This window comes from Dactylosporangium salmoneum (assembly GCF_039532525.1).
GTDB lineage: Bacteria > Actinomycetota > Actinomycetes > Mycobacteriales > Micromonosporaceae > Dactylosporangium > Dactylosporangium salmoneum.
Map to the genome: position 1 here is coordinate 78,230 of NZ_BAAARV010000083.1, position 12,340 is coordinate 90,569.

The 12,340-nt window shown below is 70.8% G+C and carries 15 protein-coding genes; 7 read left to right on the forward strand and 8 right to left on the reverse strand.

What is annotated here, in order from left to right; all coding sequences use genetic code 11:
• Positions 1–9: 9 nt before the first annotated feature.
• Both ABD352_RS41765 and ABD352_RS41770 read right to left on the reverse strand, forming a co-directional pair.
• Complete coding sequence (locus tag ABD352_RS41765) at positions 10–336, reverse strand: hypothetical protein (RefSeq protein WP_344618126.1); 327 nt, start codon at positions 334–336, stop codon at positions 10–12.
• 50 nt (positions 337–386) lie between these two features.
• A complete protein-coding gene (locus tag ABD352_RS41770) occupies positions 387–1,364 on the reverse strand; it encodes a Gfo/Idh/MocA family protein (protein WP_344618127.1) in 978 nt (325 codons plus the stop codon).
• Between the two features lie 32 nt (positions 1,365–1,396).
• Between ABD352_RS41770 and ABD352_RS41775 the strand changes: the two genes are divergently transcribed.
• Both ABD352_RS41775 and ABD352_RS41780 read left to right on the forward strand, forming a co-directional pair.
• Positions 1,397–1,837, forward strand: a complete 441-nt coding sequence (locus ABD352_RS41775) for a hypothetical protein (protein WP_344618128.1) — start codon at positions 1,397–1,399, stop codon at positions 1,835–1,837.
• Positions 1,838–1,846: 9 nt separating this feature from the next.
• Positions 1,847–2,623 (forward strand): NUDIX hydrolase, encoded by a 777-nt coding sequence (locus ABD352_RS41780; protein ID WP_344618129.1) that lies wholly within the window; start codon positions 1,847–1,849, stop codon positions 2,621–2,623.
• On the opposite strand, the gene pstB is transcribed toward ABD352_RS41780, so the two are convergent.
• The 6 genes from pstB to ABD352_RS41810 all read right to left on the reverse strand — a co-directional run bounded on the left by pstB (position 2,620) and on the right by ABD352_RS41810 (position 8,569).
• Positions 2,620–3,396 carry a phosphate ABC transporter ATP-binding protein PstB gene (pstB, locus tag ABD352_RS41785; RefSeq protein WP_344618130.1) on the reverse strand — a complete coding sequence of 259 codons (777 nt, stop codon included), beginning with the start codon at positions 3,394–3,396 and terminating at the stop codon, positions 2,620–2,622. The two genes, ABD352_RS41780 and pstB, sit on opposite strands and share 4 nt — an antisense overlap.
• A gap of 14 nt (positions 3,397–3,410) precedes the next feature.
• A complete protein-coding gene (gene pstA / locus ABD352_RS41790) occupies positions 3,411–4,499 on the reverse strand; it encodes a phosphate ABC transporter permease PstA (protein ID WP_344618131.1) in 1,089 nt (362 codons plus the stop codon).
• Positions 4,499–5,491: a phosphate ABC transporter permease subunit PstC gene (gene pstC, locus ABD352_RS41795; RefSeq protein ID WP_425553877.1), complete on the reverse strand. Its 993-nt coding sequence runs from the start codon at positions 5,489–5,491 to the stop codon at positions 4,499–4,501. Before pstC ends, pstA begins: the two co-directional genes overlap by 1 nt.
• Positions 5,492–5,502: 11 nt before the next feature.
• A complete protein-coding gene (pstS, locus tag ABD352_RS41800) occupies positions 5,503–6,621 on the reverse strand; it encodes a phosphate ABC transporter substrate-binding protein PstS (RefSeq protein WP_344618132.1) in 1,119 nt (372 codons plus the stop codon).
• A 238-nt stretch (positions 6,622–6,859) separates the two neighbouring features.
• A complete protein-coding gene (gene mshD, locus ABD352_RS41805) occupies positions 6,860–7,822 on the reverse strand; it encodes a mycothiol synthase (protein ID WP_344618133.1) in 963 nt (320 codons plus the stop codon).
• A 45-nt stretch (positions 7,823–7,867) separates the two neighbouring features.
• Positions 7,868–8,569, reverse strand: coding sequence for a winged helix-turn-helix transcriptional regulator (locus ABD352_RS41810; RefSeq protein ID WP_344618134.1), 702 nt, complete (start codon positions 8,567–8,569; stop codon positions 7,868–7,870).
• A 283-nt stretch (positions 8,570–8,852) separates the two neighbouring features.
• Here ABD352_RS41810 and ABD352_RS41815 point away from each other — a divergent pair, with 283 nt between their 5' ends.
• The 5 genes from ABD352_RS41815 (at position 8,853) to ABD352_RS41835 (ending at position 12,309) form a co-directional block, all read left to right on the forward strand.
• Entirely contained in the window at positions 8,853–9,869 is a 1,017-nt protein-coding gene (locus ABD352_RS41815) for a hypothetical protein (protein WP_344618135.1), read from the forward strand.
• Positions 9,870–10,027: 158 nt separating this feature from the next.
• A complete protein-coding gene (locus ABD352_RS41820) occupies positions 10,028–10,798 on the forward strand; it encodes an LmeA family phospholipid-binding protein (protein WP_344618136.1) in 771 nt (256 codons plus the stop codon).
• Between the two features lie 55 nt (positions 10,799–10,853).
• Complete coding sequence (locus tag ABD352_RS41825; RefSeq protein ID WP_313900978.1) at positions 10,854–10,922, forward strand: putative leader peptide; 69 nt, start codon at positions 10,854–10,856, stop codon at positions 10,920–10,922.
• A gap of 206 nt (positions 10,923–11,128) precedes the next feature.
• Positions 11,129–11,980 carry a sulfurtransferase gene (locus tag ABD352_RS41830; protein ID WP_344618137.1) on the forward strand — a complete coding sequence of 284 codons (852 nt, stop codon included), beginning with the start codon at positions 11,129–11,131 and terminating at the stop codon, positions 11,978–11,980.
• Positions 11,981–11,997: 17 nt separating this feature from the next.
• Positions 11,998–12,309 carry a DUF1416 domain-containing protein gene (locus ABD352_RS41835; protein WP_344618138.1) on the forward strand — a complete coding sequence of 104 codons (312 nt, stop codon included), beginning with the start codon at positions 11,998–12,000 and terminating at the stop codon, positions 12,307–12,309.
• Positions 12,310–12,340 lie beyond the last annotated feature (31 nt).

The window sequence follows — 12,340 nt, forward strand, 5'->3', positions numbered from 1 at the left end:
AGGACCCCCTCACGCCGGGGCCCCGCGGGACCCGCCGAGGCCGTCGCGGGCGAGGTCGTCGGCCTCGGCATAGGCGAAGGCCGCCTGCACCAGCCGGTCGGCGTCGCCCTCCAGAACCTGCACGTGGGTGCCGATCGCGGCCTGGGCGTCCAGCTGCAGCGCCGCGGCCACCCGGGCCGCGCTGCGCGAGGCCGCCAGCGCGCCGAAGGCGGCCGCCGGCGGCGACAGCTCGCCGAACTGCGTGCGGTAGTGCGCGCCGAGGTCGTCGGCGGCCGTCAGGCAGCCGTCGGCCAGTTTGATCAACGCGTCCGGGTCGGCCCGGATCAGCTGAACCATACGGCGCACAGTAGCGACGGGAACACCGTGTGTCCGCCCCGCTTCAGTTCTCAGCTCGAATAGTCAAGTCCGATAATTCCGGACACCGAGGACAGAACGCGCAGAATGTCCAGGGTCTCGGCCAGCGGCACCAGCGGGCTCTCCGTCAGCCCCTCGCGCAGGCAGCGGTGTACCTCGGCCGCCTCGAACTGGTACCCGCGCCCCTCGTAGGCCAGGTCGAACACCTCCGCGTCGGCGCCCCGCCACAGCGTGAAGCCGTGCGGGTGGAAGAAGTCGCGCTCGACCTCGATGCGCCCGAGCGTCCCGGTGACCACGCCCCGCCGGGCCGAGTCGCCGAGCAGCGAGCAGGTCAGCGCGGCCACCCCGCCGCCGTCGTAGCCGAACAGCATGCCGGTGTTCTCGTCCACGCCGCCGGCACTCATCCGGGCCCACGCCTGCACGCTGCTCGGCGCGCCCAGGAACAGGTGCGCGAAGGTCACCGGGTAGATGCCCACGTCGTAGAGCGCGCCGCCGCCGAGCCGCCGGTCGCGCAGCCGGGACGTCTCCGGGAAGGGCCCTTGGATGCCGAAGTCGGCGTGCACCGAGACCACGTCGCCGATCGCGCCGTCGCGCACCAGCTCGGCCATCCGCCGGATCGCCGGGATGCAGCGCATCCACATGGCCTCCATGAGGAACACCCCGCCCTCGCGGGCCGCCGCGACCAGCGCCTCGGACTCGGACACGGCGAGCGTGAAGGGCTTCTCGCACAAGGTCGCCTTGCCGGCCCGCAGCGCGAGCAGGGCCGCCTCGTAGTGCGCGCTGTGCGGGGTGGCCACGTAGATCGCGTCGACCTCCGGGTCCTCGACCAGGGCCTGCCACGAGCCGTGGGCCCGGGCCGCGCCGTGGGCGGCGGCGAAGCGCTCGGCCGACTCGGCGGTGCGGGAGCCGACCGCGGCCAGCTCCGCGTCCGGCAGCAGCCGGAGGTCCTCGGCGAAGGTGGCGGCGATGGCGCCGGTCGACAGGATGCCCCAGCGGATGCGATCACTCATGGCCGTAGCTTAGGTGGGTACCCAGTGGACTCATGAACGACGAGAACGCGAACGGCCCGGACGCCGCGCATACGCGCCCCGCCGGCGTCTCCGACGGGACGGTCGAGGCGCTGGGCAAGCTCAGCGAGGCCCTGGAGACCGTGGAGCGGGCCCGCGGCCGCCTGTACGACCTCCATCAGCTCATCGGCCACGCCGACCTCATGCTCGACGACGCCGTGGCCCTGCTGCGCGAGGCCGGGCACGGGGAGTTCGCCGACCGGGTCTCCAGCGAGCTGATCGGGCGCAACGTGGTCGCCGGGCGGTGGACCTTCCAGCTGGTGGAGGACTTCGACGACGGGTACTACGCGCTGTTTCGCGAGCTCGACCGGGAGGCCCGCGAGCGGTTCGCCGGCGGCCGTCGCCACCTGTTCGAGGCCGAGATGAAGGAGCGCCGCCGCACCCACGGCCGCCCCGGCCACGAGGCGACACCGTAACGTGAACCCATGCCCGAGTTTCAGCTGCCGCCCGCACTGGCCGAGCAGGCCCGGCGCTTCGCCGCGGAGGGCGGCGTGCCCGTCGAGCCGCGCCTGGCCAGCACCGTCGTGCTGCTGCGGGACCCGTTCGAGGCCTACCTGATCCGGCGGGTGGCGACGATGGCGTTCGCCGCGTCGATGTACGCCTTCCCGGGCGGCGGCGTCGACCCGCGCGACTCGGCCGTGCACCCGGCCTGGGCGGGGCCGTCCCCGCAGGAGTGGGCGGCGCGGCTGGCGGTCGACGAGGCGGTCGCCCGCTCCATCGTCTGCGCGGCGGTCCGCGAGGTGTTCGAGGAGTCCGGCGTACTGCTGGCCGGACCCGGCCCCGACACGGTCGTCGGCGACGTGAGCGGGGCGGAGTGGGAGGCGGCGCGGCTGGCGCTCATCGCGCGGGAGCTGGGCTTCGCCGAGTTCCTGAGCCGGCGCGGGCTGGTGCTGCGCAGCGACCTGCTCACGCCGTGGTCGCGCTGGATCACGCCGGAGTTCGAGCCGCGGCGCTTCGACACGTACTTCTTCCTGGCCCGGCTGCCGGGTGGCCAGGTGCCCCGGGACGTGGGCGGCGAGGCCGACGACCACGTCTGGTGCGCGCCGGCCGAGGCCGCCGACGGGCGCTACACGATGTTGCCCCCGACGCGGTACACCCTGATGGAGCTCGCGGAGGCGGGCAGCATCGCGGCGGTCCTGGCGGCGGCGCCGGCCCGCAATCCGGCCGACGCCATCCGCCCCACCGCTCCGGGCTCGGCCTAGCCGAAGCGGCCGGTGATGTAGTCCTCGGTCTTCTTCACCGAGGGGTTGGTGAAGATCTTGGCGGTGTCGTCGTACTCGATGAGCCGGCCCGGCTCGCCGGTCTTGTCGATCGAGAAGAACCCGGTGCGGTCCGAGACGCGGGCCGCCTGCTGCATGTTGTGCGTCACGATCACGATCGTGTACTGGTTCTTCAGCTCGGTGATCAGGTCCTCGATCGCCAGCGTCGAGATCGGGTCGAGGGCGGAGCAGGGCTCGTCCATCAGCACGACCTGCGGCTCGACGGCGATCGTCCGGGCGATGCACAGCCGCTGCTGCTGACCGCCGGACAGGCCCGCGCCGGGGCGGCCCAGCCGGTCCTTGACCTCGTTCCAGAGGTTCGCGCTGCGCAGCGCCTTCTCCGCGGTCTCCTCGAGGATCGACTTCTTCTTCACGCCGTTGAGCTTGAGGCCGGCGACGACGTTCTCGAAGATCGACATCGTGGGGAACGGGTTGGGGCGCTGGAAGACCATGCCGATCATCCGGCGCACGGCCGTGACGTCGACGTCGCGGTCGTAGATGTTCTGCCCGTCGATGAGGAGCTGGCCCTCGATCCGCGCGTTGGGCAGGACCTCGTGCATCCGGTTGATGGACCGCAGGAACGTGGACTTGCCGCAGCCCGACGGGCCGATCAGCGCGGTGACCGACTTCGGCTCGATCGTCATCGAGACACCGTCGATCGCTTTGAACGAGCCGTAGTACGACGTGACGCCGTGGGCTTCGATCCGTTTCGCCATGGGGGGCTCCAGTGTTATCGGGCGAGCTTGTTACGGCGGGCCAGCAGCTTCGCCGCGACGGTGAGGGCCAGGACCAGCACGACCAGGGTGAGGGCCGCCGTCCAGGTGCGCCCGGGAGCGAACTCCGAGGCGACACCGGCCTGCTGGTACACGAACAGCGACAGCGACGACTGGTTGCCGTCGAACAGGTTGAAGTTGATCGCGTCGGCACCGCCGGCGACGAGCAGGACCGGGGCCGTCTCGCCACAGGCACGCGCCACCGCGAGCATGACGCCCGTGACGATGCCGGGGCCGGCCGTCGGCAGCACGATGCTGGTGATCGTCTTCCACTTGGGCACGCCGAGCGCGTAGGAGCCCTCCCGCAGCGCCGTCGGCACCAGCCGCAGCATCTCCTCGCTGGAGCGGACCACGGTCGGGAGCATGAGCACGCTGAGCGCCAGGCCGGCGGCGAGGCCCGAGTAGTGCGGGCGGCCGTCGGAGCTGTACAGCGGCGTGATCGTGAACACCCAGAACGACAGGATGAACAGACCCGCGACGATCGACGGGATACCGGTCATGACGTCGACGAAGAAGCGGATCGCGCCGGCGAGCCAGCCGCGGCCGTACTCCACGATGTAGACCGCGCCGAGGATGCCGAGCGGCACCGTGACGAGCGTCGCGATGCCGGCCTGTTCGAGGGTGCCGATGATCGCGTGGTACGCGCCACCGTTGGAGTCGAACGGGCCGATGTTGTTCATCGACGCGTTGAAGAAGTCGCCGTCCAGCCGGGCGCTGCCCTTGCTGATCAGCACCCAGACCACCGACACCAGCGGCAGCAGGGCCAGGATGAACGCGCCGTAGATCAGCACCGTGGCCATGCGGTTGCGCGCCGAGCGCCCGCCTTCCACGACGGTCGCCGCGGCGCCCATGAAGAGCACGAAGAGCACCGCCGCGACGACACCGGTGAGGACGAAGCCGCCCGCGCCGGTGAGCTTGATCAGCATGAACGACACGACGATCGCCGCCGCCGCGACCGCCCAGGGCGACCACGTCGGCAGCGTCTTGGTCCGCAGCTGGGAGGCGTCGCTCAGGCCCAGGCTGCGAGCAGGGGTGTCGACGGCCATCAGGCAGCGCCTCCCACGAACTCACGCCGCCGGTAGATGATCGCGCGAGCGGCCATGTTGACGACGAGCGTGATGGTGAACAGCACGAGACCGGAGGCGATGAGCGCGCTCCGGCCGAACTCGTTGGCCTCACCGAACCGGCTGGCGATGTTGGACGCGATCGTCACGCCGTTCGAGCCGAGTAGATCGAAGTCGATCTTGAACACGGCACCGAGGGTGAGCGCCAGCGCGATCGTCTCGCCGAGCGCGCGGCCGAGGCCGAGCATGACCGACGCGATGATGCCGGCGCGGCCGTAGGGCAGCACCGCGGTGCGGATCATCTCCCACTTGGTCGAGCCGAGGGCGAGGGCCGCTTCCTGGTTCTCCGGCGGCGTCTGCAGGAACACCTCGCGGGACAGCGACGTGACGATCGGCAGGATCATGATCGCCAGCACGATCGAGCCCAGCAGGATGCCCTTGCCGTACGGGCCCTCGCTGCCGAAGATCGGCAGCCAGCCGGCCACGTCGTGCAGCCACTTCGAAAGGTTGGTGATCGGGTCGAAGAAGTAGTCCCGGCCCCAGAGGCCGAACACCACACTCGGCACGGCCGCCAGCAGGTCGATGACGAAGCCCAGCACGCTGGCGACCCGGCGGTGCGCGTAGTGCGAGAGGCACAGCGCGATGCCCAGCGCCACCGGCACCGACAGGATCAACGCGATCGCCGCGGTCAGCACGGTGCCGAACGCGGTGGCCGCGATGCCGAACTTCGGCTGGTCGCCGTCGGTGAACCACTCCTTGGTCGTGAAGAAGTTGGAGTTGTCCTTCTGGATCGCCGGAATCGCCTTGACGATCAGGAAGGCGGCGATGGCCGCGATGATGACGAGCACCATCGAGCCGGACGCGGTCGCGGCCCAGCGGAAGACCATGTCACCGCTGAAGCGCTTACGTGGCGGAAGACCGCCACCCCCGCCGGTCGAACCGGCGGAGGTGGCGTGCTGAGTCTGCTGGCTCAACGAAGTTCCTGTCAGGCCAGGTTCTTGATCGAGGCTTCGACCTTCGAGCGGACCGACTCGGGCAGCGGGGCGTAGCCCAGCTTGTCGAGGGTCGCCTGGCCGTCGGTGCTGACCGTGTAGCCCAGGAAGGCCTTCAGCAGGGGCAGCTTGTCGGCCTGGTTGCCCTTGCTGCAGACGATCTCGTAGGTGACCAGGACGATCGGGTACGCGCCCGCCGTGCTGGTCTTGTAGTCGATCGACATCTTGAGGTCGTCACCGGTGCCGGTGATCTTCGCGCCCTCGATGGTCTTGCCGGCCGACTCGCCGGTCAGCGCGGTGAACTCACCGGCGCCGTTCTGCACCTTGGCCATGGCCAGCGAGTTGGTCTTGGCGAAGGAGAGCTCGACGTAGCCGATGGCACCGGCGGAGCGCTTGATCGCGGCGGCAACGCCGTCCGACTTCTGCTCGCCCTGGCCGCCCGGGGCCTTCCACACCTTGTCGTTACCGAACGTCCACGCGCTCGGCGCGACGGCGCCGAGGTACTTGGTGAAGTTGTCGGTGGTGCCCGACGAGTCACCGCGGTGCACGGCGAGGATCGGGGTCGACGGGAGGGTGGCGTTCGGGTTGTCGGCCTTGATGGCGGCGTCGTCCCAGGTCTTGACGGCACCCGAGAAGATCTTGGCCAGCGTCTCCGGCTTGAGCTGCAGGTCCTTGACGCCGTCGAGGTTGTAGGCGATCGCGATCGGACCGGTGACCATCGGCAGGTTCAGGGCCTCACCGCCGGCGCAGCGGGCGTTGGCCTTGGTGACCTCGTCGCCGTCCTTGAGCGCGGAGTCGGAGCCGGCGAAGTCGGCCGTGCCGCCCTGGAACGCGGTGATGCCGGCGCCGGACGCGGTGCCCTGGTAGTTGATCTGGGCGCCGCTGCACTTCTGCTGGTAGGCCTTGACCCACTCAGCCATGGCGTTGGCCTGCGCGGTGGAGCCCTGAGCCGTAAGTGAGCCGCTCGCACACGCCGGGCCCGCGGCGGTGCCGCCGCTGGCGCCGCCCGTGGACGGAGTGGAGGGTTCGTTGTTGTCCGAGCCGCACGCGGCGAGCGCGAGCGTCGCGGTGAGCGCGATGCCGGCGATAAGGCCGTGCCGCTTGAGGTTCACTGCGGTCCCTTCGTCGGGGATAGACCGACTTCCGTTTCCCGGGGAGGTGCCGGAAGGCCGACGCAGGTCGTCGACTTGAAGGGACGCTATGAGGGTGAGGTAACCACGCCTCCGGAGGCGAGTGAACGAGGGGTGAACAGGTATCGGGCTGGACGTGACGCCTGGTCGGAGGCGAGTTGGCCATTGGGTGAACTGCCCAGCAGTGATGCATGGTGCCCGTTTTATCCCGCGATCACGGTCACAGTGTGCGCTGGAAGGATACGTCGTTGGACCACCGGACGAACCCGAGCCTCTGGTACAGCGCGACCGCTCTGGTGTTGCTCTCGTCGACGTACAACATGACCTGAGCCAGCCCCCGGTTGCGCAGGTGCCACAGGCCGGCGAGGGTCAGCGCCCGGCCGAGCCTCCTTGCCTGGGCCTGCGGGTCGACCCCGAGGACGTACACCTCGCCGATCGGCTCGTGGGCGTGCGGCTCCTCGCCGCCGTGCGGGTGGGTGTGCTCCTCGCCGTGGACCTTCGTCCAGTGGAAGCCGAGCAGCCGCCCGTCCTCGTCCTCGGCCAGCAGGAACCCGGCCGCCTCGAACCACGGCTCGCGCAGCCGCGCCCGCAGGTCCTCCAGCGTCCACTTGCCCTGCTCCGGGTGGTCGGCGAAGGCGGCCGAGTTCACCGCGAGCCAGGCATCGTCGTCCTCCCCCGGCCGGAACGCGCGCAGGCGCACGCCGTCGGGCAGCGCGACCTCGTCGAGCGGCGCGAAGAGCGAGCGCCGCAGCTGCAGCAACACCCGGGCGCGGTCGAAGCCGAGCCGGATGGCCAGCGCCGAGGCCGACGGGTGGTCGCCGTGCGCCCACAGCCGCAGCCGGCCGTCGGCCCGCTCGTCGGCGACCGCCATCGCCGCCGTGACGAGGGCGCGGCCGAGCCCGCGGCGGCGGTGCAGCGGGTGCACGACGAGCTCTGCCGAGGCGCCCTCGACCGCGTCGGTGGTGTCGACGTGCGCATAGCCGATGATCTGGCGGCTTACAGGGTCAAGAGCCAGCAGGTGTACCGCGGGAGCCTCGCCCCCGTGCCGCAGGTGCAGCACGACGTGCTCAGACAGCGGCAGCGCGCCGTCGGTGTCACCGGCCGCCCGCATCAGGGTGAGTACCTGCTCGACCTCGTCCGGGGAAAGGTGATCAGCGCGGCGAACCGGAGGCGGAGGGATCATGCGACCAGGTTAGGCGCTGAGCCCGCTCGGGGCCTTACCAGGCCTTCAGACCCTTACCGGCTCTGAGTCGTGGAGGGGGCGCGCGGGCGGAACGACGAACTTGTAGCCGACCTGCCGCACGGTGCCGATCATCGACTCGTACTCCGAGCCGAGCTTGGCCCGCAGCCGCCGCACGTGGACGTCGACCGTCCGGGTGCCGCCGAAGTAGTCGTAGCCCCACACCTCGCGCAGCAGCTGGTCGCGGGTGAACACCCGGCCCGGGTGCTGGGCCAGGAACTTCAGCAGCTCGAACTCCTTGTAGGTGAGGTCGAGCGGGCGTCCCTTGAGCTTCGCGGCGTAGGTGTCCGGGTCGATGGAGAGCTCGCCGGCCTTGATCATGCCGCCGCTGGCCGCCGCGGCGGAGTTCAGGCGCCCGACGGCCAGACGCAGCCGCGCCTCGATCTCGGCCGGCCCGGCGGTGGCGAGGATGACGTCGTCCAGGCCCCAGTCGGCGTGCAGCGCGACGAGCCCGGCCTCGGTGACCACGGCGAGCAGCGGGACGCCCAGCCCGGTGGCGTGCAGCATCCGGCACGTGGCGCGGGCGTCGGCCAACTCGGTGCGGGCGTCGACGACGACGGCGTCGGGGCTGGGCCCGTTCACCAGGGTCCGGACGTCACGAGGGGCGGTGCGCACGGTGTGGGGCAGCAGGTCGAGGCCCGGGAGGACCACCTGCCCCGCAGGGGCCGCGGTCAGCAGCAGAATCTCCACGAGTCACCTCCGTGGCCGCGGCGCACCTGTCGAACGGGCGCTGGGGCGCCCCTCGGCCAGGGCGGCGGCTCGATATCGTCCCGGCAACTCTGGCGGGCGTTTGTAAGTCTGTCCCGTTCGAGACTATCGGAGTATTCACGTTTTGCGACCGGCCGAACCGCAGTTCGAGACAGTTGGCTGAGCCACACCCCACCGTTTCCGTCAACGTGCTATGGAAAAGCGCCCACGCGAGGGAGCGCTCCCCGGCGAGCCCGTTACCGGCCGGTTCTGGCACGATCGGAGCGTGCCCGCAACCCCGTCGCCCGCCGAGGACTTCGGCGCCTGGCCCCCGGCCGCCGAGCCGGCCTCCCGCCGGCGCAACCGGCGCGGCCGCGCGGGCGCCTCCCCCGACGAGACCGCCGGCATCACCCACGCCGACGGAAATCACCCCGACGGTGACCCCCGGCCGGGTGATCCGGAGGACGACGGCGAGCCCGGCGCCCCGCTGCCGAAGGTACGCCGGCTGGTCTCCGTCGGCGTGGCGGCCTTCGCCGCCCTGGTCGCCATCGCCCTGATCGTCGGCGCCCAGACGCGCCACGAGTCCTACGCGGTGGTCGTGTTCGGCGTCCAGGCCCTCTTCGTCGCCGTCTGGACGATCGCCAGCCGTCCCCCGGCCCCGCGCGTCGTGGGCGCCGTGGGCATCGCCGTGGCCATCGGCACCGACGCGGCCGCGGTGCTGACCCACGAGGCGTCGCTGGCGCCGCTGGCGTACGTCACCGCCGGCGGCTTCATCATCGGCGTCGTCGGCCAGCTGACCCGCCCGGCCGGCCGCCAGCGGGTCACCGAGTCGCTGGGCTCGTCGCTGATCGTCACCCTGGGCGTGGTGTCCTTCGCCAGCCTGGTCGTGCTGGGCCGTATCCCGCACGGCACCCAGGCCATCGTTGCCTGCCTGGCCGCCGCCGGCCTGGCCCTGTTCATCGCCCGTTTCACCGACGCCGTGGTTCCGCTGCCCCGCATCGCGCCGCAGGTCCCGCGCGGCGGCGCCGGGGTGGTGCTGGGCGCCATGATGGGCACCGCGGCCGCCGGCGCCATCGGCCACTACCTGGCCGGCCTGAGCCCCCTGCCGAGCGCCCTGGCCGGGCTGGCCACCGCCATCGTCGCCGTGATGGTCGACCTGTCGGTGGGCTACGCCGAGGCCAGCCGCATCATCGACGGCGACGAGCCGGCCCTGTGGCTGGCCCGGCACATCCAGGGCCCGATCGGCGCGATCGCCTTCGCCGCTCCCGCCGCGTACGTCGCGAGCACGCTGCTCATCCTCTGACCCGATCCCCCGGGTCGAGTCGGAGGATGACCCGACCCCCGGGTCGCGCTCCCTCGCGGATTCGCGCCAAAGTGGAGCGCGAGGGTCGCCTCGGCGGTAGAGGTACGAAATCCTCGTGGAAGGGTAGACGGGCTGGGACTCGGACCGGAGGGAGCGCCGTGGCGGCGACGCGAGGGGCCAAGATCGGCATTACGCTGGTCGCGCTGGTTCTCATTCTGATCGGGGTGCTCGCCGTCGTCGACCGGATCGCGGTCGGGGTGGCGGAGGACCGGATCAAGCAGGAGACCAAGACGCAACTGGCCGCCAACGACGTGACGTACCAGGGCGAGCCCGACGTCAAGGTCACCGGGTTCCCGTTCCTGACGCAGGTGATCGCGGGCGAGTACAAGAAGATCACCATCAAGCTCGACAAGCCCCAGGTGAACGACGTCAAGCTCGACACCCTCACCGTGGAGGCCCGCTCGGTCAAGGCCGACGCGATGGATCTGATCAACGGCAAGGGCGACGTCACGGCCGGCGTCGTCTCCGGGAACGCGTCCATGAGCTGGGAGAACGTGCGGCCGCTGCTCGAGGTGGCGGGGCTGCCCGCCGCGGCCGACCCCTCGCAGGTGGACCTGAGCGTGGTCAACAACAAGATCGAGATGCGGGTGCCGGTGACGTTCCAGGGCATCAGCGTGACGATCGTCGCCCGGGGCAGCATGATCGTGGAGACGGGGAAGGTGCGGCTCAAGCTCGAGTCCGTCACGACCGACAAGGGCAACCTGCCGGCGCAGGTCAACCAGCTCATCAAGCAGTACCAGAACCGGCTGCAGATCACGGTCAAGCTGCCGGGGCTGCCGTACAACCTGGTGGTCAACTCCGTCACGACCACCGACGCCGGACTGCTCATCACCGCTTCGGCCGCGGACGTCAAGCTCACCGGGCAGTGACCCAGCGGACCCTGGGCGGGCACGGTCGGCAATGCTAGGCTGCCAGACCATGAGCATGCTGCTCACCAGACGGCGCGCGGTCGACCTGTGCCGCGTGGCCACCTGCCTGTGTTGCCGCCCTTGATGGTGCGGCCCTGCAGCGTGCTCCTGTAACGGCTCGAGGCAGCGGCGCCCCAGACCGGTGGGTCTGGCCGGCGAGCAACCCGTCCGCAGGCTTTCAACAGACCCATCGCCGAAACCGTGATCCGTCCCCCTCGGGTCGCGCGCGGCTTCCTGCCCGTGTGGCGACTCGAACCCACAAACCTTTCGTTCCTGGGAGAGAGAACACCCATGAGTCGCGAATCCGCCCTGGTTACGGCCGACTGGGCCGAGCAGAACATCGAGACGCCCAGCGTCGTGTTCGTCGAGGTCGACGAGGACACCACCGCCTACGACGGCGGCCACATCCCCGGCGCCGTCAAAATCAACTGGAAGACCGAGCTGCAGGACCAGGTCCGCCGGGACTTCGTCAACAAGGAGCAGTTCGAGGCGCTGCTGTCCAGCAAGGGCATCGGCAACGACGACGTCGTGGTGCTCTACGGCGGCAACAACAACTGGTTCGCCGCGTACGCGTACTGGTACTTCAAGCTCTACGGCCACGGCGACGTCAAGCTGCTCGACGGCGGCCGCAAGAAGTGGGAGCTCGACGCCCGCCCGCTGAGCAAGGACGACGTCGACCGCCCGGCCACCACGTACACCGCGGCGCACGACCAGGACCTGTCGATCCGCGCCTTCCGCGACGACGTGATCAAGTCGATCGGCACCGAGAACCTGGTCGACGTGCGCTCGCCCGACGAGTTCGCCGGCCGCCTCCTCGCCCCCGCCCACCTCCCGCAGGAGCAGGCGCAGCGCCCGGGCCACATCCCGACCGCGCTGTCGGTGCCGTGGAGCAAGGCCGCGAACGAGGACGGCACCTTCAAGTCCGACGACGAGCTGCGCGAGCTCTACGGCGCCGCCGGCCTCGACGACAGCAAGTCGACGATCGCGTACTGCCGCATCGGCGAGCGTTCCTCGCACTCCTGGTTCGTGCTGAAGGAGATCCTCGGCCACGCCGACGTGCGCAACTACGACGGTTCGTGGACCGAGTACGGCTCGCTGGTCGGCGTGCCGGTGGCGCTGGGCGACGAGCCCGGCCAGGCCTGAGAGAGAGGGTAGCGACCATGAGCACCAGTGACAGCTGCGCCGCCCCCGACCAGAGCGCGCCGATCCCGGCGAGCGTCGACGTCGAGAAGGAGACGGTCATCACCGGGGTCGTGAGCTCCGGCGAGGGCCCGGTCGCGGGCGCCTACGTGCGCCTGCTCGACTCGACCGGCGAGTTCACCGCCGAGGTTGTCACCTCGCCGGCCGGGCAGTTCCGGTTCTTCGCCGCGCCCGGCAACTGGACGCTTCGCGCCCTGTCCCGCGCCGGCAACGGCGACGCGACCCTGGCCGCCAACCGCGGCATCAACGAGGTTGCCGTCTCCGTCGCCTGACGCGGGAAAACCGCCGGTCCGCGCGGCTTCT

Bases quoted from the DNA above. Each gene is read 5' to 3' on its own strand.
- ABD352_RS41765 (WP_344618126.1), bottom strand. From the start codon at position 336: ATGGTTCAGCTGATCCGGGCCGACCCGGACGCGTTGATCAAACTGGCC.
- ABD352_RS41770 (WP_344618127.1), bottom strand. From the start codon at position 1,364: ATGAGTGATCGCATCCGCTGGGGCATCCTGTCGACCGGCGCCATCGCC.
- ABD352_RS41775 (WP_344618128.1), top strand. From the start codon at position 1,397: ATGAACGACGAGAACGCGAACGGCCCGGACGCCGCGCATACGCGCCCC.
- ABD352_RS41780 (WP_344618129.1), top strand. From the start codon at position 1,847: ATGCCCGAGTTTCAGCTGCCGCCCGCACTGGCCGAGCAGGCCCGGCGC.
- pstB (WP_344618130.1), bottom strand. From the start codon at position 3,396: ATGGCGAAACGGATCGAAGCCCACGGCGTCACGTCGTACTACGGCTCG.
- pstA (WP_344618131.1), bottom strand. From the start codon at position 4,499: ATGGCCGTCGACACCCCTGCTCGCAGCCTGGGCCTGAGCGACGCCTCC.
- mshD (WP_344618133.1), bottom strand. From the start codon at position 7,822: ATGATCCCTCCGCCTCCGGTTCGCCGCGCTGATCACCTTTCCCCGGAC.
- ABD352_RS41830 (WP_344618137.1), top strand. From the start codon at position 11,129: ATGAGTCGCGAATCCGCCCTGGTTACGGCCGACTGGGCCGAGCAGAAC.
- ABD352_RS41835 (WP_344618138.1), top strand. From the start codon at position 11,998: ATGAGCACCAGTGACAGCTGCGCCGCCCCCGACCAGAGCGCGCCGATC.